The sequence below is a fragment of the Pseudomonas sp. PB103 genome (assembly GCF_009764635.1).
In the GTDB taxonomy this organism is placed as follows: domain Bacteria; phylum Pseudomonadota; class Gammaproteobacteria; order Pseudomonadales; family Pseudomonadaceae; genus Aquipseudomonas.
Genome location: NZ_RWIL01000099.1, coordinates 47,071 through 67,438, shown reverse-complemented (window position 1 = coordinate 67,438; position 20,368 = coordinate 47,071). Strand labels below are relative to the sequence as shown.

Sequence of the window (20,368 nt, the reverse complement as noted above, 5' to 3'; positions counted from 1 at the left end):
CCGGTCTCACAGGTTTTAATATGATTTTCAGGGTTTTACCAGGCGCGCATCGAGGCTGTTTTGCGCCAGGCGCTTGGCCTGATCCTGGGTCATGCCCAAATGCTCATGCAGCGCGTAGAAGTTCTCGGTCACGTAACCACCGAAGTACGCCGGGTCATCGGAGTTCACCGTGACCTTCACGCCACGCTCAAGCATGTCGAGAATGTTGTGCTGCGACATGTGATCGAACACGCAGAGTTTGGTGTTCGACAACGGGCACACAGTCAGCGGGATCTGCTCGTCGATGATCCGCTGCATCAGGCGCTCGTCTTCGATGGCGCGTACGCCATGGTCGATACGCTGGATTTTCAGCAGGTCGATGGCTTCCCAGATGTACTCCGGCGGGCCTTCTTCGCCGGCGTGGGCAACGGTCAGGAAGCCTTCGTGACGGGCACGATCGAACACGCGCTGAAACTTGCTTGGCGGGTGGCCCATCTCGGAACTGTCGAGGCCGACAGCGACAAACGCATCACGGAACGGCAGCGCCTGATCGAGGGTTTTCTCCGCTTCTTCTTCGCTCAGGTGACGCAGGAAACTGAGGATCAAACCGCTGGTGATACCCAGTTGCTGCTCGCCATCCTTCAATGCCGCGGCGATGCCATTGAGCACCACTTCAAACGGGATGCCCCGGTCGGTGTGAGTCTGCGGGTCGAAGAACGGTTCGGTGTGAATCACGTTCTGTGCTTTGCAGCGCAGCAGGTACGCCCAGGTCAGGTCGTAGAAATCCTGCGAGGTGCGCAGTACATCGGCGCCCTGGTAATACAGGTCGAGGAATTCCTGCAGGTTGTTGAAGGCGTAAGCCTTGCGCAGGGTTTCCACGTCATTCCACGGCAGGGCGATCTTGTTGCGTTCGGCCAGGGCGAACAGCAGCTCGGGCTCCAGCGAGCCTTCCAGGTGCAGGTGCAGTTCAGCCTTGGGCAAGGCGTTGAGCCAGTCGTACATATTCTTTTCTCATCAGGTGCAATGGCGGCATTCTACAGATGCTCGCCGAAACAATTGGCAAAACCTGACCAAGCGATCCATCAAACAGCTTCCTGCTCACGGCGATAAGCGTAGGTATCGGCGAAGCGCGACAGCAGGAATTCGGCGCAAGTGGTCGTCGGATATTTCGCTGGATGCTGTGCGTCCTGACAACCGGGCAGGCATTCGATGCGCGTGTCCGGGTGCGGCTCGGCGAAGAACGGCATCGAATAGCGATCCACGCCCATCGGGCTGATCACCCGGTGCGGGGTCGAGCGATAACGATCATTGCTCCAGCGCGCCATCATGTCGCCGAGGTTGACCACGAAAGTGCCGTCGATCGGTGGCGCGTCGATCCATTCACCTTTGACGTTTTTCACTTGCAGGCCGCCGGCGCTGTCCTGATAGAGCAGGGTGATGCAGCCGTAATCGGTGTGCGCGCCGGCGCCTTGCTGCTCGGCGGAGCTGGCGGTGTGGCGCGGTGGGTAATGGATCATGCGCAGCACGCTGACCGGGTCGACGAAGCGGCTGTCGAAGAAGTCGCGTTCGATGTCGAGGGCGAGGGTCATTGCGCGCAGCAGGGTTTGTGCGAGGGCTTGCATGTCGAGGTAATGCTGCTCCATCAAGTCTGCCCATCCCGCTTGCGCTGGATGACGGTTCGGCCCGCGCAGCGGTTTTTCCGCGAGTACATCGGGATGCTCGGCCGGCAGGTGCAGGCCCATGTCGAAGGTTTCTTTGAGGTCGCTGGGTTTGCTCGGGTCGAGTTGCTCGGTGGCGATGGCGCCGTAGCCGCGATGGTGGCGGGTCTGGGTGATGTCGATCTTGAGTTTTTCTGCGGCGGGCAGGGCGAAGAAGCGTTGGGTGTGATCGAGCACGGCGGCGATGCGCTGCGCTGAAATCGGATGACCCTTTATGTAGAAAAAACCCCATTCGCGGCAGGCCAGGTCAATTTGTTCAGCCACGGCAGGCCAAGCGTTTTGATCGTCGCTGTACAGCGGGCTGATATCGATGATCGGAAGACTGTTCATGCACGGGTCCTGAAGAAACGCAGACTGGAGAACACTGAAGAACTCTGTGGGAGCTGGCTTGCCAGCGATGAGGCCATCACATTCAACATTAATGCTGCCTGTCAGACCGCTATCGCTGGCAAGCCAGCTCCCACAGGGTCGGTGTGTTTTGCGGGGGATTACTTCGGCATCTCGGCCTTCATGCCTTCAACGTAGTAGTTCATCGACGCCAGCTCCGCATTGGTCGCACTCACGCCCGCTGGGATTTTCTCGACGCCGGCCTGATCCTTGATCGGCCCGGTGAACGGTTGGAAGGCACCGCTCTTGATGTCAGCAATGATCTGCTCGGCCTCGGCTTTCACCGGCGCCGGCACCAGATCGCTGATCGGCAGTTCAATCGTGCCTTCCTTCAGCCCGCCCCAGTAATCCTGGGATTTCCAGGTGTGGTCGATCACGCTTTGCGTCGCCTGAATATAGTGCGGCGCCCAGTCGTTGACGATCGAGGTCAGCACTGCTTTCGGACCGAAGTGCGCCATGTCCGAGGCGTAACCCACCGCGTACACGCCACGACGCTCAGCCGCCTGAATGGGCGCCGGGCTGTCGGTGTGCTGGAACACCACGTCGACACCCTGATCGATCAACGCGTTGGCCGCATCCGCTTCCTTGCCCGGATCGAACCAGGAGTTGACCCACACCACTTTGATCTCGGTGCCCGGGTTGTATTTGTTCAGCGCCAGTTGAATCGAGTTGATGTCGCGGATTACCTCGGGGATCGGGAACGAAGCGACGTAACCTATTTTTTTGGTCTTGGTCATCTTCGCCGCGAGGAAACCGCCGACGTAGCGACCTTCGTAGGTGCGCGCCAGATAGGTGCCGAGGTTCTTGTCCTGTTTGTAGCCGGTGGCGTGTTCGAAGGTCACCTTGGGAAACTGCTTGGCGACTTTCAGCGTCGGGTTCATGTAGCCGAAAGAGGTGGTGAAGATCAGGTCGTAATTGTCCTTGGCCATGTTGCGGATCACCCGCTCGGCGTCGGCGCCTTCAGCGACGTTCTCGACGTAGTTGGTGGTGATCTGATTGCCGAACTTCTCGGCGAGTGCCTTGCGCCCCTGCTCATGCTGATACGTCCAGCCGTGGTCACCGATCGGGCCGATGTAGACGAAACCGACCTTGAGCGGATCGGCAGCGCTGGCGCTCAGGCTGATCCCCAGACCAAGGGCGGCGCACAGCAGTTTGTGCAGCGGACGTATTTGCATGAATTCGAACTCCATTTTGTTGTGTGTGGTCAGGGCCAATGCAAATTGCTGACCAACAGGACAACAAACAAAAAAGATCGCAGCCTTCGGCAGCTCTTACATGGGAATGCGCAACCTGTAGGAGCTGCCGAAGGCTGCGATCTTTTCAGCGCCAGAACCAACGCAGTGCAAGTCCGCGAGTTCACGCCATCGCTTGGTGCGCTAAGGTGTAACGAAACGTTAGCGCCGCCCCGCAGTCAGTAGCTCATTCGCACTCTTCGGCAAAAAGGCCCGTTATGCTCACCATCCTCAAGCAAGAAAGTTTTCTGCTACTGGCCGTCATCGCCGCGTGCGTCGCCTATCCGTTGGAACACTGGATGCTGCACAGCGGCCAGATCGTCGCGCTGACTGCCGGCCTGGTACTGATCGCCTTCATCGTCGCCGCCTCGATGCGCGTCGCCCATCACGCCGAATTGCTCGCGGAAAAGGTCGGCGACCCTTACGGCACGATGATCCTCACACTCGCGGCCGTGCTGGTCGAAGTGGTGATTCTGGCGATCATGATGAGCAACGAAGCGTCGCCTACACTGGTGCGCGACACGATCTATTCGGCGGTGATTTTCTAGACACACTCCGCTTTGGTGTCAAAGCCCTTAGGCTTTGACCTGCTCTTGCTCTTGATGGGGAAGATTAAGATGTGTATTTGATTGGGAGTGCTCTTGCCTTGTCCTTCCTGACACACCTCTATCTATGGCATACCCCGGAAGCCCGGAGATTTTCCTCAGCCCGTGTTTGTGACTCTGCTTGAGGTCTAAGGATGATTTGCTGTGTGGGGAGCATCCTTGCCGCGAGTTCATACAAGATTAGCGACACGCGGCTATCTGTCAGGCATTTGGCTGGGCGGAAAGAAATGGCGTTACGTATGTGACGAACTCAGCATGAGGAGTGCGATGCTCATTCCACCTTGGAGGGTTTGAGGCCGGTCGATAGCGTAAGTCGCATGTCGTGATCATCAACCGCTCCTTGGCACGTGAAACACCCACAAAGAAGCCGCAACGCTCCTCTTGGACTTTGCCCCAAAATGTCTGTGTTTCTACACCGATCATAATTACAGAGTGGAATTCCAATCCTTTACTTTTATGAATCGTCAGAAAACGGACTGCTTGATCGTTGGAGAACAGATCAAGTGCTTTGAGCAAATCCGGTTCTTGCTCGAGCAGTTTCTCAATTTGCTGTCTCGTGTTCTTGATAACCTCGTTCAATCTGGCTTTTGCTTCGTAGTCAGAAGAAAGGGTGGTCAGCACGGGTAGGCCGATGTTCTTTAGGAACTTCATAGTTAGCTCCCACCATCCTGAATAAGGCGCGTCAGATCGGGCCAATTTTTTCACTTCCTTGCGCTGGGCAAGATAGAGGCGCTCGAAGTTTCTCTGGATCTCAGATTCACCGTCCTCGTCATTAAATGAAACCAGTTGCTCCATCAAATTGATCCACGCCTTCGGTTCTCGCTCCCGATACAGGCATGATAGGTAGTCAATAATTAGGCGAGCTGCGGGCTCATTAACTAGATCTTGAGACTCATGCTCGTTGCGAAAGGGAATTCCTCTGGCTGCCAGTTGCTCCATGAGGAGGGTGCCGTAGAGGTCTATCTGCCTGGGAAAAAGAATCGCTATTTCTGGTAGGGGTATTTTCTCTACATCTATCCACTTCTGGATGATGTTGGCCAACGCGGCTGCTTCGCTGTGACTGTTGTCGTAGTTTCGAGCGAGGAGTTCGCCGTCGTTTCCAATGATCAGGTCATCTGCCATCACCGCAGCAGGATCAAGTGTTCGAATGATCTCGTTCTGCATCCGCAAAAGCCGAGGCTTAGATCGGAAGTTTCGATATAGATTGAGTGGTCGGGCGTCGAAGTCCTTTGCGTAGTCTATAAATATGCCATCCAGTGCTCCCGCCCAGCCCATAATTTTCTGTTTGGTGTCACCGACGGCGGTCAATCGAATTGGCTTATTCATGAAGACAAGCTTCAGCAGTGCGTACTGCTCAGTAGTGCAGTCTTGAAACTCATCAAGGAATACATCAGCGTAGGTCTGACAAATTGCATTTCTTGCAACCACTGAATTGCTCAAGATCTTCGTTGCGAGAGGTATGAGCTGCGCGAACTTAATTTGTTTGCCTTGAATTGGTTCGTCGCCTATGGAGTAGTTTGGCTCAAGAGAGTCCCCGCCCGTGAGCACGGGTCTAAACCTATCAATGATGCGCTTGGCGAAGCCGTGAAAGGTGTAGCTGTCGAAGCGTGCAGCCAGATCAAGTCCGCATCTGCGACGAATCCGTTCCTTGAGGTTTATGCTCGCATCGACCTTGAAGGAGATCGCCAGTATTCGCTTGGGGTATCGGCAGTTTCCGGTGCGTAGCAAAAAGTCTGCACGCTGCGCCAGAACCTCCGTTTTGCCTGCGCCTGGGCCTGCGGTGAGCGCGAGCGACTTTCCAAGCTCCCTCACAGCGAGAAGGGCGTTTGTTTCCAAGGTCAAGCCATCGGCGACTTTCCATACATCCGCGCTGATCATTCTGGGATGTCCTCCAGCGCCGCGATGATTGCGTTGGCCAAACGATCTAACGAAGGAGGAAGAGCCTTTAGCAGGTCTTCATCAGTGAGCTTTGCAAGGGCAGAGATGTGTGCTGCCGGTTTGCTACCTAGTTTGAACTTGGAGTGGTAGGTGCCAAAAAGTTGCTGTTCCGCTGCATTGTATTGGTCGGACTTATGATGACTCTTGCCTAGGACGGCCTTAACAGTCGATTCATCCGGATCGCTTAGCGATACATCATATGCATTTGGGTAGGCGAGCAACATTGAGAAGTCCAAATCCATGGGCTCTGAGAAGAAAACTCCGCGCTTCTCCAACTCGACAAATACGCTCACTTTTCCTTCTTCAAACCAATGGTGGGTTCGAACCGGGAGATCATCATTCCACTTGGCTATATTCCAAGCGGGAAGCTTTTTCTCTGGAGCAAATTTTGCAAGTTGATTATTGACGTTGGTTACACGTCCCCACCCACCTTGATGTCGTGCAACGTCGAGATCAAGTAGGGTTACATAGGGCGTCTCCAGCGCGGATAGTAACCTCCAAAAATGGTTGACGTGACGACCACCCAGTGGCGCGATAGTCACCGCCGACTCATCAACAGGCGCACCTTTCGCCTGAAGAATTCTCGGAAGAACAATTTCTTCGCTGTCTCCCTCACCCAGTACCACTAGCCGGGAAAAATAGACTTCCGGAAAGGCCTGTACAGCCTCTCGGACAAACTTATGAGCTTCATCTTCCTTGTCGGGTAGGGCTATACAGGTAACTTTGGTGGCGCGGTTCGCAGCAAGGCGTAGATAGCGGATGTTCTCAGGATCCACGCGGCGGAGCATGGATGGAGCATGCGTGGCGATGATTGCCTGGGAGTCTGCCCCCCCAATTGAGCTATTGAGGGCGTTAACGATGCGCCCTAGGTAATGAGGTGAGAGGCTGTTTTCAGGTTCCTCCACTGCGATCAGCGTAAATGACGGTGGCTTCAGTTTGTCAGCGTCGAAAGAAACGTCCTTACCAGTTAGGACTGCACGCCCGATGGCGTGAGAGGACAACACCAGTGATAGATAGAGCATCGACTTCTGTCCATCGCTGAGGCGAGAGAAGTCGACTAGATTCTCGTCGTGCCCTGGTGAGAACGACACTGACATGTGTCTGAGAAGCGACTCAATTTCGGATGTGACGAAAGTGAGCTTGGGGTCGGTGAAAAAGGTGCCCCTGTGAAGTCGCTTCCACATCAAATTCAGGCTTTCACTGAATGCACTTACTGATTGGTTTCCTGACAAGCATTCGCTGATTTCGTCGGTGAGTCCTTTGATCCGTTCTCGGTCGTCTTCCCAATTTACGGCTCGTAGCAAGCGTCCGAGCAGGGCATTAGCGCCATAGGTTATGTGGTCGGCAGGGTCTCGTCTGGCGGGGAGGTAATGCATTTGAATTGTATTGCGATGCACTCGAGTGACTACTGCGGTCGACAATGGGTTGGCGTCTTTATCAACATCAAGGACATAAACTAGGTTCTCTTCAATGTCCCCATCAATCCCCATCGTTGCGCTCAATCGATATCTAGCGCGCGGGATACCTTCGGCTGTGTCCAATCGCATATGAGCGAAGTGCGGGGCCACGGTAGAGTTGTCCTCGTCCTCTAGAAGCTCTGGGAATTCGAAATCCGCTTCCAGCCACAGACTGCGCTCCTCAGGTACCAAATCCTCATCAGCAGGCACATGGAAGTCGGATCGCTTGATTCGACGGAGGCTTGGATCAAAGGCAAACAACCTGCAGAGCGCTTGCAGGACTGCTGTCTTTCCAGAGCCATTAGGGCCGATAAGGTAGGTGACATCCTCGAATGTGATTACCGTAGGCTCATTGCCGAAGGATTGAAAATTACATAGCCGAATACTCTGCAGCTTCATTGCTCACCGCCCATCGTCCAGGATGTGTACGTACCGCGTCTGCTGACTCGGTTCGCGTCGCCGACAGCCGAACGGCTCGGATATCGCTGACTTAGAATAGGCGGTTTGATCTAAAAGATGTTAGTAGGCCAGCATTCAGTAAAGATTATTTGGTGCGGTCTTGAAGGCTCTGTTGCAGATCGCCTAGCTATTGATGAACGGCATGGTGTGTCCATTGTCTAGAAAGGTGCTCACCGTAACCCGATGACGACAGGGTAATCCTGAGCCTACGGAAGGAGTGTGCGCGGGGCATTAGCGTGGGTATGCGTGAGGTGCTCGGGGGAGCAGAATAAATCAACTTAAGGAGCCTTAAATGGCCGGCAGTAGCTTGTTCGCTTTATTGGATGACATCGCCACGCTGCTAGACGACATCTCGCTCATGAGTAAAGTCGCTGCAAAGAAATCGGCTAGCGTCCTGAGCGACGACCTTGCTGTGAATGCTGAGCAGGTTACCGGCATGAAAGCAGACCGAGAGCTACCGGTGGTTTGGGCTGTTTTCAAGGGGTCGTTGAGAAATAAAGCAATCCTGGTGCCTTGTGCATTGGTGCTGAACGCACTGCTGCCTGCTGCGGTTCACTGGCTGCTCATGATAGGGGGAGCATATCTCTGTTATGAGGGCTTTGAGGCTATCAAGGACAAGCTCACGGCTGGTCGAGACGATGACACAGGGCAGCCAAAGAAAACGAAGCCTAAGACGCCTGAAGAGCTTGCAGCTTATGAAAAGCGGAAGATTGCAGGGGCTGTTCGAACGGACTTCATTCTGAGCGCCGAGATCATTGTCATTACCCTAAATATCGTTACTGATGCCCCGATGCTCCAACAGATTTTGACGTTAGCGCTGATCGCGGTGGTCATGACAGTGGGCGTTTACGGATTGGTTGCGGGGATCGTCCGCTTGGATGATGCTGGCCTTATTCTCCAGAAGTCTAAAGCTACCGGTACATGGGGTTCTGTGGTGCGAACTGTCGGGGGATGGCTGCTGTCGGCTGCTCCGAAGCTTATGAAAGCATTATCCTGGATCGGAACTGTGGCAATGTTCCTGGTCGGGGGGGCGTTCATTACAGAAGGCATCGGGCCGATGCAGCACTTTGCTGAGAGACTGGTCGAAGGGGCAGGGGCGTGGGAAACCTTCGCAACTTTAGGCATTCACTGCCTAGTAGGCGCGCTCGTAGGCATGGTTGCCGTACTTGTGGTCAAAAGCATCACATCCATCATTGGAAGTAAGGCTTAAAGCTAGCTCTCATCGACGATGTTGAATCTGGAATCGCATACAACCTTACTTCGTAAGGAATCGCTGGGTTCAGCGGCGTTGATCCCATAACAGCGTTTGGCATAAGGTGAGTCGAACTGGCGTTTTAAGCCTGAAAAGTAGGGCAGTGGGCCGAGAGAGGAGCATTGGCTAATGCTAATGTCCTGCTTCTCTAGCCCTCATATCATCCGTTATAACCTTGATCATCTTGAAATACTCTGCTCTACCTTGGATTGCTTCTGGAGTAGATTCAATTTCTAGATTTGCCATATGGACAGCAGGATCTATGACGTAATGGCTCGCCTGCATATAGTTCTTGATGGCTGGGATAATCCAGCATGCGGGATAGAAACGGAGAATTCCATTACCAGCCTTCTGAATCATACCGACCCAAGCAACCTGGTTGGATTTAGGCATTAGGTTAGAAACCATCCCGCCACTCATTCCATTCATTTCTGAGTGTGTGATCTGACTAAAAAAACGCAGGAGGGGGGCTGATCCTTCGAACTCACAAACACCGTGAAAGATATGCTTATTGATCACTGTCGAGCAGTTGTAGTCATCGCCATACGGATACTCAATCGGGTTTTCATCTATTGGGTAGCCAGAGGCTACCAATAACATGCCGTCATACAATTCGCTTGCAGCTACGGCTATACGGCCATTCGTGCCATCTAGGTCGATGAATTTATCGGGAAAACGGAATAGCGAGGATGAAAGCTCGATCAGCACGATGTCTTGCATGTCGATACAGGGACTATCTGCCGTTATCAGCTCACCGATACGCCAGCCGCGCATTGGAAATCCCATACCCTCTATTCCTTCCCAACCTCTCTTAGCAAAGAGGTGAGTGAAGAACGGCGACTCGTTTTGTGCCGCCTCGTAGTTCTCATCTAGAACGTGTTGAGCCGTCAGGAGAAAGAATTTCTGCTGGTACTTGATCAGTATACCTGTCCCGCCTTTGCTATAGACCATATCGGCGTGATACCGGCCAAGCTCTTCAATAGGCTGAGAGCAATGGGTGAATATAAGCCTTCTCACAGACTGAATTACGTTGCTCTGAGACGTATTCTCGTAGAACCGATTTAGCTTTCGTACTGGAATTTTAATGTTTTAACTTCCTGTATCGCAGGGTGGAAATTTGTTGCGGTTACGGAGCTTGAAGCTCCGCCTGCATGTCAGCGACATCGCCCCATTTTCTAGCCCAACCGCTTCTGAATATCACAGCCAAATAAACCGCCAGCCAACGGTTAGCCAGCTTTCCAAGGCAGATCCATCGGCAGGTTAATTTGCAAGCTGCTAGCCGCTACGCTCAGATTTGCGGTGGTCTCCGCAACCATCTGAACCTGAAACTCGGCACCTGCATATCGCTCCAAAAGTGGCGCACGCGTCAGTAATACTCGAACGCGAGCCTTCAAGCGCTGCCCTTCTGGATGCCCACAAGCGATCAACCTGCCTATGCGTCCCATTACTCGACGCATCTCCTTTTCATCATCAGCGGACAGATGACCTGAATTACCCTCGACGCGATCCTCCAGCTGTTTCACGGCGGCGCGGATAGCCAATCGGTGTTTTTTGGGAAGCCCCGTTATTGGCCCGCTCACCACTAATCCGGTCACGGTGACGGCGTCAGCTTTATCGCCAGTAATCAATGCTTGCCCGCGCTTACGAACATGCAGCTTGCTTCGCTTCTGCAGGCAGCCTTTCTGACCGAGCATCCATGTGACAGAGGCAATAACTTGGGTGGTAGTAGCTTGATCAATACGAGTTTTGCAAGAAACAGTGATGTCATCTGCGAAGCGCGAATACGCCAGTCCCTGAGCTTTAAAGCGAGTGACGAGCGCCGGCTCGATATCCCAAAACACTAGGTTGGCCAAGTAGCTACTTGTACTCGCCCCTTGTGGAACCTGGCCCTCACGAGTAACTAGATCCGCAAGCAGAGTGGCTACATCTGCGGAGAAACGGAAGAGACCCACGAACAAGCGATGAATGTGCTCGTTTGTAATTGACGGGAAGAAATCAGCGATGTCCTGAAGGATGACTGTCTTGGCGCCGGTATGAACCCGAGCGTTCGAGTAAATGCTGCGGGGTAGCTTGGGATCTTTGATACCGCCGTGCAGGTATCCAGGGAACGCAACCTTGCTGAGGATCCGATCCACGATCTTGCGCTGGATCGTCTTCAGAGGCTCATGAGCATCATAGGTATGTCTGGGTGTTATGCCGTCTTTTTTTGTTTGCGGGACATATCGATAAAGGCGAGAGCTACGATGAGCAAGTGCGATTAGCCTCTCGACAGGCTCTCCGAGAGCACGTGCTAAGGCGCTGATGCTGTGGATAGGGCTATGAGGATAAAACGGAGCATCCATGTCCAAGCTTCCGTTGATGGGCCGGCCCCGAAGAACCGGCCCCTCTGAATTCGAATGATGTGGTTTGTTGTGTCATGGGAGGTTCTCAATAAATGGAATCACCACTGTCTCGACAAAATCCCAGCCCTCAACAGCCTTTTCCCATAACCAGATGCATAGACGAATACGTGCGATCCACTTGAGCAGGGTTACTGCCTTCGCCTTTACCCACGCAATCCGACCCGCTTTAGGTTCTTGAGATGGAGCTGTCTCGATGACACGAGCATCTTCACTGTTGTGCATAGACTGACGCGCCTTGCGGCGCGCTAGGTTCTTTAAATTAACCATGACTGATGTTCCCAACGACAGGCGAAATTGCCCCGCCGCCAAGCATTCCGGGCCGAAAGGAACGCTGAAGATGCCACTACAAACCACAGTTCTGCTTATCAAGTCCCTTGATAAGCCGTCCGCCGCATTACCGCCGCATCACATTTCGCCTCAACGCATCAAACGATCAGAGACAAACCCTTGGATCACCTTTGGGATTGCCCTAGGCGCTAAGCACTGAGGAGCGATGGGCAGCACCAACCTGCGCGGCGAAGAAAGCCAAGGCGAACACCAAGGCGACCAGTTTCCCGGTCAAAAACCGCAAGCCCAAATTTCAGTCATATTTAAAGAGCACTTGGGTGGTAGCACCCAACAGATGCAGTATTTATCAGAATAAACAAACCGGCGACAACTGTTATTTGTTGCAAGAGTTGTTTTTCGTCTAAGTCGTATTTTTGACTATATAAAGCGTCAAAATTTAAGTGTCGCTCGTATTAACGCCACCTAGGAAATTTAGCATCTTTCGAGTTGTCGAGTTGGGCTCGTTGACCTATGATATCAATAGGCGGTGATGGTCGCCTGGCGCCTGTTTCGCGAAGCAATAGCCCATCTGTGACATCCTTCAGTTTTACATCGGCATGTCCCTAACCAGACGCTGCCCGGTGAACAGGCAATCGGACACCTAAGCGTCGTTGATTTAGGAACCTTTGCCATGTCTGATTTTTCCCCGCTAAACATCTTCAAATCCCAAGCTAAACAGCTCGCTCGTGATCAGGGCCTGAAGCTTTCTGCTGCTCAAGAAACCCATGTCCAAAAAGCGGGCTTCGCTGATTACCATGAGTTTTCTGTCGTCGCCCAACGGAACCCAAAGGATCCGCGTCTGATGTTGGCCGTTTTTGGGATCAAAGACTTTTCCCAAGCGATCCATGAGGATGATGTCTACGCCGACCTGGATCTAGAGTTGGAGGATCAGCTCTCCGGCGCGATTGCGGATACCAATGCGAGTGGATTCACTATTGAAGCTCTTGAAGTGGAAACCGCTGACTACAGCGACGCAACCGGGAAGCTTACTTTGGAAGTTTCCCTGACCTACCAGGGGCAGCAAGATCAGGAGAGGATGTATCACGGTGCAGCGTTCTATCTCAAAGCCTCGGTCGAATTGCTACGCCGTGATGGTATATGGCTACTTGCTGACGAAGGCGTGGTCATCTCCAGCAGTGAGTCTGATGCTGATCGCGACCGTAGATCTGAATGGGAACACTGGGCCCAAGTCGAAGAGGCTGAACGCGGCAACCGCAAAACCATGGCCCAGGCCCTGGCGAATGAGCTGGAGATTTCTCTCGACGACGCAGAGCTTCTGGCCGATTCAGAGGTCACGGCCAACGAATCGGATGAGGGCCTCGTATACAGTTACTGGATCAATTTTGAACCCGTAGCCGAGGGTAAAGTGAGAGCAGACCTCCTAGCGCGATTCGGTTCTCTGGAGTACGAGCTTGGCCCGAACTTCTTCGACGATATTGAGCACGAATTCTGAGGTTGACCAGGTCATGGCCGGCGCAAACGCTGGCCATTCACAACGCTCTCTGCCTTATCCAGCCACTACAAAACAAGCTGCGCATGTCGACAAGAACCACGGTGCTCGTGGAGGACAGTGCGCATCGCCACTTTCCAGCTACGCTGAGGCTCCATGCCCACCGTAGATAGGGAATTCCGGCCATGCACTCCTTGAGCAAAATACACATCAAGAACTTCCGCTCGTGTAAGCAAGTGTTTTTGCCTCTGGGTGATTTCACCCCACTGGTCGGTCAGAACAACGCGGGTAAATCCACCATCCTCGACGCGATCAGATTGGTTTTAGCACCAAAGGCATTTGCGAAAACAGACTCTAATGACCCCAGTCAGCCAATCATCATCAGCGCCTGCGTGTCAGGGATTACAGAAGAGCTGATTGCACAAATCCCTGAAGCAAAACATCAAGCCGCGATTACCCCCTACTGCATCAACGGTGACCTTTGGATAAGGATTTCCGCATCAGGCTCGACTAAACCGACCACGGAAGTCTGGGAAAATGCTGGTCTTGATGAGCAAGGTCTCCCTACTTCATGGCGCTCCTATCCCACGGGCCTGCCTCAAGCCATTTCGGCATTGTTACCCGAAGCGCTGCACATCCGCGCCATGGACGATGTCCAGGAAGACTTGGGCAAAGGCAAAGCTGGGAGCACAATTCGTGGGCTGCTGGATGAAATCATGGCCCCCATCCTCACTGCTCATCAAGAGGTACAGGATGCACTCACAGCGGTCAGGAATATATTGGGAGCCGACGGTGAGAACCGATCCCCTCTACTGACTGAGTTCGATACCAGCGCCACTAATGCCCTCTCAAGCTTCTTCCCTGGTTTGCTATTGAACCTGGACGTACCGTCAATCGACGTTAAGGAGTTTTTCAAGAGCGGTGATCTGAACGTGACCGACGAGATATCCGGTCAAACCAGACGTTTCGACACCTTAGGTAGTGGTGCGCAGCGTGCAATCCAGATGGCCCTAATCCGGCTTTTGGCCGATATCCGTAAAACACGCGATCAAGACCTTGCACGTCGCCTCCTACTGATCGATGAACCTGAGATTTTCCTCCACCCTCAAGGCGTCAGAGGCCTTAGGGAAGCACTACATGTGCTTTCGAAATCTGGCTACCAAGTCGTGTTCACGACCCATTCGCCCTTGATGGTGAGCAGGGATAATGCGCCTGAGACGGTGATAGTGCGCAGATCTCGGGAGAATGGCTCCGAGGTTCGCATTCCTATGGGCGCGGCAGTTGCGCAAGCTATGGCAGAGGCACAAGCCCAATCTCGAACCCTTTTTGAGCTCGGAAACATCGCTGAGATATATTTCGCTGAAAAGGTAATTCTCTGCGAGGGCAAAACCGATCAGAGGCTACTCCCGCTCATCTACGAAAAGCTCTACGGGGTCAGGCCTGAGCTCGAACGGATCTGCTTTGTTGCTCTCGGTAGCTGTACTTCGATTCCCAAAGGTTTTTCTGTCCTGACAGCAATGGGTATCAAATGCGGTGTGATCGCTGACTTAGATTTCGCATTCACTCACGCTAGGGGGCCATGGCTACCGAAGGAATGCGAGGAGATGGATAACGTCAGATCTGTGCTTCAAGTGGTCGGCCAAACTCAAGGGTTCCTCATCGGTGGAAACGGACTGCCACAGAATTCCAGAGGTAGCTCAGCAGCTGACTGTTGGGCTGCTTTTGCCAGAACTGCAGACGGCCAAGCGCTCGCTAATACTGCTCATGAGGCAATGAAAGTTTTTGCAACCTGGGTCTGGCCAATGGGCTGCATTGAGGACGCATTGAGAATTGATGAGAAGGGAGAGGCAGCCATAATCGCTCAGGAAGACAATATCCGGAGCTGGCAACCGGAGATAATTGATCAAGAGTATCCAGTTTTCCGAAGCGCCCTAGATTGGATGCGGGCTATCTAATCCCGTACCTTGCAGTAATGCTTCGGTCTGGTGTCGTTTGGTTCGGTGAGGTGCGACCTGAGCACGAATGACGCTCAGGTCTCGCATCCACTAAGCAATGCGACGTCCTGCTTTCGATTGGTACACACGGAGGCTTGCTGCAATTATCAGACGATCATTTGGCCGCAACTGCAATAGAGCTATCGTCTTTGTGGGCTGCATCCGCCGCTCACCGTAATGTACCCAAATAGGGCCATTAAGCCCAAAAATGATGGTTAATGTGCCTTATTGGGGACATTAAATATGTATCTCAGAGCAACGTACCACTAGCGCTCGACTCTAGGAGGGAAGTAGATTCTCTGATTCGCTGGCCTCATGACGAGCCCAGCGCAACGCAGCTATCGACATGAATTGCCTAATCGCCAGCGCTCCCCGTTCATTTCTGGCTTTCGACCCAGGCAAGGTCAGTGCTACCTCTACCTTGGCACGAGTCGCTTCGTACATCGCAAATGCGTTGAACTCAGAATCAAGCAGCACCAGTAGCACAGTATCGAAGGGCTGTCGTAGATCAATTGCACCCATACGCCCCGTAATCTTTTGCGGGTTCAGGATACATCGCCCCTTTATCTGGATTCTCGCGACGCCATCTTCCAGCGTCTCTGTAGCGTCGTAACCTGCCTGCCTTGCAGGATGTAGTAACAGGCCGAGTCTAGTAGCAGCTTCGTACTCTGCGACCTCGCCTGTCACGCCCAGCGGCTTGCCGGTCAAGCGATAGAATCTACGCGCAAGCACCTTGGCTTCTTTCAAGGTCTCTAGGATTTCGTCCTGGATCAATGCAGCCTGCTGAGGTTCGTTGCCATGACTGAGTTCAGTCATCTGCAAACGCCTCGAGCGCAGTGAGCAGCTTGGCAAGCTCAGCCAGGTTGGCTGCCGTCACGATGTCATATTCTCCTCGACTACTCAGCCGATACACCTCTCGAGCCTTTTTGACCCGTTCCAGTAGAGGAATAACAATGCCCGCCGCCCTTTCGAGAAACTCGTTGATATCAGCCCGTGTCTGAGGAATCTTGTAGCCCTTGGCAGCGCTTGTGATGATCACGTTCGAATCGCGAAGCTTGGCGATGCCGCTGGAGCGGATTCTCTGGTCGTTGATATCTCCGAAACCGCTATCTTTTAGGTGGGCGACTATTTCTGCGGTTGGCACGTAGTCTTTGGTGACGAATTCACTTTGGAATCTCAAGAACCTCAAGATGCTTAGCTGCAGGCGCTCATCCTCATCAGGGTGTTCACCAGCCCGCTCACTAAAACGGTCAGCCTGGCCGAGAGCCTCTTGGTGTACCTGGTAGTCAGCATACCCAGATTCATCCGTCGGCGGTGGCAGAAGAGACTGGTACTTGGATGGCCACTCAAGCATTCCAAGAGTCAGGCTGCGTAGGATCTTTTTGTAGGCGAGAACTGCTTCTTCCGATGCTTTTTCTTCGTAGATCTGAGCGACTGATCCAGCGAAGAAATCTGCAACCTGAACCAAAACGTTGTCCTTACTGGCCATCGTCTGGAACGCATCCTTATCGCCAAATAGGTCGTCCACGAATCGTTCTGCAACGTAGCTTTTGAGGCTCTCCTGAAATTCCTGGCCACCATGCTCGTCAACGATCATCTGGAGGTCAGGGTATGCACGGAACAAACGTTCATAGAGCAACCCGTTCACGTATTTTATGAACGAGGTCTTGATACGGAGGCCGCCGTCTTTGTGAATTCGAGACTTATCAACGACGGTGAAATAGAGCTTGAATGGCAGCTCAGCTAGCTCGTTGAGGATTCGGGCACGGCGATCTGAATCTTTGGGCTTCAGATTGCTAGATTTGATCTCGCCTGTTTGAAAATGCTGCGTGCGGAGTGCTTCAGCTTGGGCATAAGCCGCTTCCAGATCTTTCTCTGCCACCAGAATGGAGCACACGATGAAGAATCCCGAGCTTCCTCCCTTTGACGTATCAAGATCGGAATTCCCGGACTCATCCACGAAAGCATATGTTCTGTCCAAGAGCTTGCTCCATCAACAACGTACTGAGCGCGGTGGGTCGCAATGGCAAGGTGGCGAACTTAGTTCGTCGCAGTGGTACTGCCTGGAGCGGGGCCTTCGCTGAACGTGTAGTTGATGACCACGTCATTTCGGATCAAGACGTCGAGAGTCTTCTGAGTGCCCGTAGTCGTCACCTTCATGGTGACCACATAGCTCTGGGCATGAGCTGAGCCATTGGTGTAGGTGTAGATCCACTTTTCGTCAGTCTCGCTGACAGCACTCTTGGCGTAGGGCTCACCAAACAGGGACTTCAACTCAGTAGTCGTCGTTTTGCCTTTGGTGATGCTCGCTACACTGGCCGACGGAAAGTCTCGTCCTGCGGTGTAGTGGGACGTAGCGCAACCGCCAAGTGCGACACAGATCCCCATTACTGCGATGAGCTTTTTCATATCCATCCTTGATCGTAGAAAGCTCTAAATCTAGCTGGCATCGAGGCTAAAAGCCATCACAAAGGTGATCAGCTACTTTCGTGCATTCGCAGATAATGCCTTGCACATGTAGCAAGCCGAGCCAGGGCAAAGCCCCCTGAACTGCTCCGTCTGAGAAATAAGAGGTGGCGCAGAGCCTCGTTGATTTACTGCATAGCCCTGCTGCTTAAAAAAGCCTGAAGCAGTTGTTGTCAGCAAATGAAATCGAGCGATTCCCTGCTCGGCGGCTTTCGCTTCAATAACCCGAAGCACCGCGACACCGACCCCCTTCGATCTGAATGTCGACACTACGACCAGAGAACGCAACAACCCGTCCGTACCATGCGTTTCGAATCCTCCCCATGCGACCGTCTCGCTGTCCAGCGTGAACTCAAAAAAGGTTCGGCCTGGAAGATCAATATCGTCTGCTGGAAGGTCAGCAAATTTCAGCGCATCGCGAAAGCGCTGCGACTGCCCTCCGGCTATTTCCGTTGCCTGGATCATCATATCCCCTCCATCCTCTCATCTCCGTTATGCCGACACGCATGGAACGTTAGGGCACATGCCGAAACAGCAGACATCATATTCGCTTTACCGAATATTCGCCAAAGCGTATATTCGATTTTCCATATGCATCTAGTCCAGTCATGACCCCTGCTATCAAAGTGCTTTTTGTGTGCGTTGCCAACTCAGCCCGCTCCCAGCTTGCAGAGGCTTTGCTGCGTCACACCGACCCGCACTTCGAGGCCTTCAGCGCAGGGTCTGAACCGTCTGAGGTTGATCTGCGCACGACTCAAGCATTGGAGGCGGTTGGAGTCGATGCAACGGGCCTGCGCAGCAAGTCCATCAGCGAATTTCAAGCTGATCGATTCGATTACGTAATTACTCTTTGTGATAAATCCGCAAGCGAGTGCCTACTAATGCCCAATGAAGGTGAAGTCATTGCCTGGGATTTTCCTGACCCAGTAACTAGCGATGATCCTGGCGCATTTCGCCACACGCTCCACGACATCCACGAGCGCATCAAGCTCTTCGTTTTGGTCAAGACCAAACACCTGGAGGATCTGTGACAGAACCCATGAACCCCACCACCTTATTCAAGTGCCTGGCGGATGACACCCGAGCAAAAATTTCGCTGCTTGTCGTGAGTGAAGGTGAGCTGTGTGTTTGCGAGCTAACGGCAGCACTCGACCTGAGTCAGCCGAAGATTTCTCGTCATTTGGCGCTGCTGCGCTCTGCCGGTTTGCTGTTGGATCGTCGCCAAGGCCAATGGGTGTACTACCGGCTGAATCCTGAATTGCCCACGTGGGTGACTGCAGTTTTGAAGGAAGTGGTAGACGCCAATCAGCAGTGGCTGGAAACCGAGGCTAAGCGCCTCTGCGGCATGAACGACCGTCCGATCAACCAAGCCGTGTGTAGCTGATTCACGCCCAACCGGATTAATGAAATGCTGATTGCCGTATTGATCTTTATCGCCACCATCGTCCTTGTCATCTGGCAGCCCAAGGGACTTGGGGTTGGCTGGAGTGCGATGTTCGGTGCCATCGTGGCGTTGCTGGCAGGTGTCGTTACCCTTGCCGACATACCAGAGGTTTGGCGCATAGTCTGGAACGCTACCGGAACGTTCATCGCGGTCATTATTATTAGTCTGTTGCTTGATGAGGCAGGCTTTTTCAAATGGGCTGCGCTGCATGTCGCCCGATGGGGAGGCGGGAGCACCCGCAAGCTGTTCGCATTTATCGTCCTGCTGGGCGCAGCGGTGTCGGCCCTGTTCGCCAATGACGGAGCAGCATTGATCCTCACACCCATTGTGATCGCGATGTTGTTGGCGTTGCGTTTTTCTCCTGCGGCTACTTTGGCATTCGTCATGGCAGCCGGTTTTATCGCCGATACGGCGAGCTTACCGCTGGTGGTTTCCAACCTGGTCAACATCGTTTCTGCCGACTACTTCGATATCGGCTTCAACGAATATGCATCGATCATGGTGCCGGTAAACATCGTCAGCGTGGCGGCGACGTTAGCCATGCTGCTGTGGTTTTTCCGCAAAGAATTACCAAAGACCTATGACCTCAACCAACTGGACAATCCGGACGAAGCAATCCACGACCGGGCCACTTTTGTAGCCGGCTGGTGGGTGTTGGCACTACTCCTGATCGGCTTCTTTGTCATTGAGCCACTGGGGGTGCCAATCAGCGCCATTGCAGCGGTCTGTGCATTCATTCTTTACGTCATCGCGGCTCGTGGTCACGCCATCAATACAAGCAAGGTGCTCAAAGAGGCGCCATGGCAAGTAGTGATCTTTTCTTTGGGTATGTACCTGGTTGTTTATGGTCTGAAGAACGCCGGCCTGACCGACCACATCGCGCAGATCCTGAACGTGTTCGCCGGTTATGGCGTTTGGGGCGCGTCCCTTGGTACAGGGCTGCTAACAGCGTTGCTGTCTTCGATCATGAACAACATGCCCACCGTTCTGGTAGGCGCCTTATCTATTCATGCCGCTGAAGTCGATGGTGTAGTACAGCAAGCGATGGTTTACGCCAACATCATCGGCTGCGACTTGGGCCCGAAGATCACCCCAATTGGGAGCTTGGCAACTCTGTTGTGGCTGCACGTGCTAGCCCGGAAAAACATAACGATCAGCTGGGGTTACTACTTCAAGACCGGGATCGTGCTGACCGTGCCCATCCTCGTCGCCACATTGTCCGCCCTGGCGCTGCGCCTCAGTTTCTGAATCAAGGAAT

Annotated in this window: 19 protein-coding genes and 1 pseudogene; 8 read left to right on the top strand and 12 right to left on the bottom strand. The window is 53.3% G+C overall.

Translation table 11 applies throughout. From position 1 onward, the window contains the following. Nucleotides 1-27 precede the first annotated feature (27 nt). The 3 genes from EJA70_RS17915 to EJA70_RS17905 form a co-directional block, all read right to left on the bottom strand. The gene (locus tag EJA70_RS17915) at nucleotides 28-981 is read right to left on the bottom strand and encodes an adenosine deaminase (RefSeq protein ID WP_008082147.1); all 954 of its coding nucleotides are present in this window, start codon (nucleotides 979-981) and stop codon (nucleotides 28-30) included. An 80-nt stretch (nucleotides 982-1,061) separates the two neighbouring features. Beyond that, nucleotides 1,062-2,027, bottom strand: coding sequence for a 2-oxoglutarate and iron-dependent oxygenase domain-containing protein (locus tag EJA70_RS17910; RefSeq protein WP_158832438.1), 966 nt, complete (start codon nucleotides 2,025-2,027; stop codon nucleotides 1,062-1,064). Nucleotides 2,028-2,185: 158 nt separating this feature from the next. Then, nucleotides 2,186-3,259, bottom strand: a complete 1,074-nt coding sequence (locus tag EJA70_RS17905) for a BMP family ABC transporter substrate-binding protein (protein ID WP_158832436.1) — start codon at nucleotides 3,257-3,259, stop codon at nucleotides 2,186-2,188. 275 nt (nucleotides 3,260-3,534) lie between these two features. Between EJA70_RS17905 and EJA70_RS17900 the strand changes: the two are divergent. After that, nucleotides 3,535-3,858, top strand: a pseudogene (locus tag EJA70_RS17900) (calcium:proton antiporter); the annotation flags it as partial. A 264-nt stretch (nucleotides 3,859-4,122) separates the two neighbouring features. On the opposite strand, the gene EJA70_RS17895 reads toward EJA70_RS17900, so the two are convergent. After that, complete coding sequence (locus EJA70_RS17895; RefSeq protein WP_105521879.1) at nucleotides 4,123-5,799, bottom strand: UvrD-helicase domain-containing protein; 1,677 nt, start codon at nucleotides 5,797-5,799, stop codon at nucleotides 4,123-4,125. Then, nucleotides 5,796-7,715: an ATP-dependent endonuclease gene (locus EJA70_RS17890; RefSeq protein WP_025857586.1), complete on the bottom strand. Its 1,920-nt coding sequence runs from the start codon at nucleotides 7,713-7,715 to the stop codon at nucleotides 5,796-5,798. The genes EJA70_RS17895 and EJA70_RS17890 overlap by 4 nt, the downstream gene beginning before the upstream one ends. 352 nt (nucleotides 7,716-8,067) lie before the next feature. On the opposite strand from EJA70_RS17890, the gene EJA70_RS17885 reads away from it, so the two are divergent. After that, nucleotides 8,068-8,985 (top strand): DUF808 domain-containing protein, encoded by a 918-nt coding sequence (locus EJA70_RS17885; RefSeq protein ID WP_158832434.1) that lies wholly within the window; start codon nucleotides 8,068-8,070, stop codon nucleotides 8,983-8,985. A gap of 174 nt (nucleotides 8,986-9,159) precedes the next feature. On the opposite strand, the gene EJA70_RS17880 is transcribed toward EJA70_RS17885, so the two are convergent. The 3 genes from EJA70_RS17880 to EJA70_RS17870 all read right to left on the bottom strand — a co-directional run bounded on the left by EJA70_RS17880 (nucleotide 9,160) and on the right by EJA70_RS17870 (nucleotide 11,696). Then, nucleotides 9,160-9,978, bottom strand: a complete 819-nt coding sequence (locus EJA70_RS17880) for a hypothetical protein (RefSeq protein WP_158832432.1) — start codon at nucleotides 9,976-9,978, stop codon at nucleotides 9,160-9,162. 275 nt (nucleotides 9,979-10,253) lie between these two features. Further along, nucleotides 10,254-11,369, bottom strand: coding sequence for a reverse transcriptase family protein (locus EJA70_RS17875; RefSeq protein WP_158832430.1), 1,116 nt, complete (start codon nucleotides 11,367-11,369; stop codon nucleotides 10,254-10,256). A gap of 72 nt (nucleotides 11,370-11,441) precedes the next feature. Continuing rightward, a complete protein-coding gene (locus EJA70_RS17870; protein ID WP_017337081.1) occupies nucleotides 11,442-11,696 on the bottom strand; it encodes a hypothetical protein in 255 nt (84 codons plus the stop codon). 226 nt (nucleotides 11,697-11,922) lie between these two features. On the opposite strand from EJA70_RS17870, the gene EJA70_RS30845 reads away from it, so the two are divergent. The 3 genes from EJA70_RS30845 (at nucleotide 11,923) to EJA70_RS17860 (ending at nucleotide 15,161) form a co-directional block, all read left to right on the top strand. After that, a complete protein-coding gene (locus tag EJA70_RS30845) occupies nucleotides 11,923-12,072 on the top strand; it encodes a hypothetical protein (protein WP_017337080.1) in 150 nt (49 codons plus the stop codon). Between the two features lie 315 nt (nucleotides 12,073-12,387). After that, complete coding sequence (locus EJA70_RS17865) at nucleotides 12,388-13,209, top strand: hypothetical protein (protein ID WP_158832428.1); 822 nt, start codon at nucleotides 12,388-12,390, stop codon at nucleotides 13,207-13,209. A 182-nt stretch (nucleotides 13,210-13,391) separates the two neighbouring features. Continuing rightward, a complete protein-coding gene (locus EJA70_RS17860; RefSeq protein ID WP_158832426.1) occupies nucleotides 13,392-15,161 on the top strand; it encodes an ATP-dependent endonuclease in 1,770 nt (589 codons plus the stop codon). 318 nt (nucleotides 15,162-15,479) lie between these two features. Here EJA70_RS17860 and EJA70_RS17855 read toward each other — a convergent pair whose 3' ends face one another. The 4 genes from EJA70_RS17855 to arsN2 all read right to left on the bottom strand — a co-directional run bounded on the left by EJA70_RS17855 (nucleotide 15,480) and on the right by arsN2 (nucleotide 18,131). Next, the gene (locus tag EJA70_RS17855) at nucleotides 15,480-16,016 is read right to left on the bottom strand and encodes a hypothetical protein (protein ID WP_158832424.1); all 537 of its coding nucleotides are present in this window, start codon (nucleotides 16,014-16,016) and stop codon (nucleotides 15,480-15,482) included. Next, a complete protein-coding gene (locus tag EJA70_RS17850; protein WP_158832422.1) occupies nucleotides 16,009-17,181 on the bottom strand; it encodes a DUF3800 domain-containing protein in 1,173 nt (390 codons plus the stop codon). The genes EJA70_RS17855 and EJA70_RS17850 overlap by 8 nt, the downstream gene beginning before the upstream one ends. Before the next feature lie 59 nt (nucleotides 17,182-17,240). After that, complete coding sequence (locus tag EJA70_RS17845; protein WP_017337075.1) at nucleotides 17,241-17,609, bottom strand: hypothetical protein; 369 nt, start codon at nucleotides 17,607-17,609, stop codon at nucleotides 17,241-17,243. Nucleotides 17,610-17,681: 72 nt separating this feature from the next. Beyond that, the gene (gene arsN2 / locus EJA70_RS17840; RefSeq protein WP_256677700.1) at nucleotides 17,682-18,131 is read right to left on the bottom strand and encodes an arsenic resistance N-acetyltransferase ArsN2; all 450 of its coding nucleotides are present in this window, start codon (nucleotides 18,129-18,131) and stop codon (nucleotides 17,682-17,684) included. 143 nt (nucleotides 18,132-18,274) lie between these two features. Between arsN2 and EJA70_RS17835 the strand changes: the two genes are divergently transcribed. The 3 genes from EJA70_RS17835 to EJA70_RS17825 are packed head-to-tail and all read left to right on the top strand — an operon-like array spanning nucleotide 18,275 to nucleotide 20,358. After that, nucleotides 18,275-18,697 carry an arsenate reductase ArsC gene (locus EJA70_RS17835; RefSeq protein ID WP_158832418.1) on the top strand — a complete coding sequence of 141 codons (423 nt, stop codon included), beginning with the start codon at nucleotides 18,275-18,277 and terminating at the stop codon, nucleotides 18,695-18,697. A gap of 8 nt (nucleotides 18,698-18,705) precedes the next feature. Then, the gene (locus EJA70_RS17830; protein WP_178116905.1) at nucleotides 18,706-19,050 is read left to right on the top strand and encodes a metalloregulator ArsR/SmtB family transcription factor; all 345 of its coding nucleotides are present in this window, start codon (nucleotides 18,706-18,708) and stop codon (nucleotides 19,048-19,050) included. Nucleotides 19,051-19,074: 24 nt separating this feature from the next. Continuing rightward, nucleotides 19,075-20,358 (top strand): arsenic transporter, encoded by a 1,284-nt coding sequence (locus EJA70_RS17825; protein WP_122257730.1) that lies wholly within the window; start codon nucleotides 19,075-19,077, stop codon nucleotides 20,356-20,358. Nucleotides 20,359-20,368 lie beyond the last annotated feature (10 nt).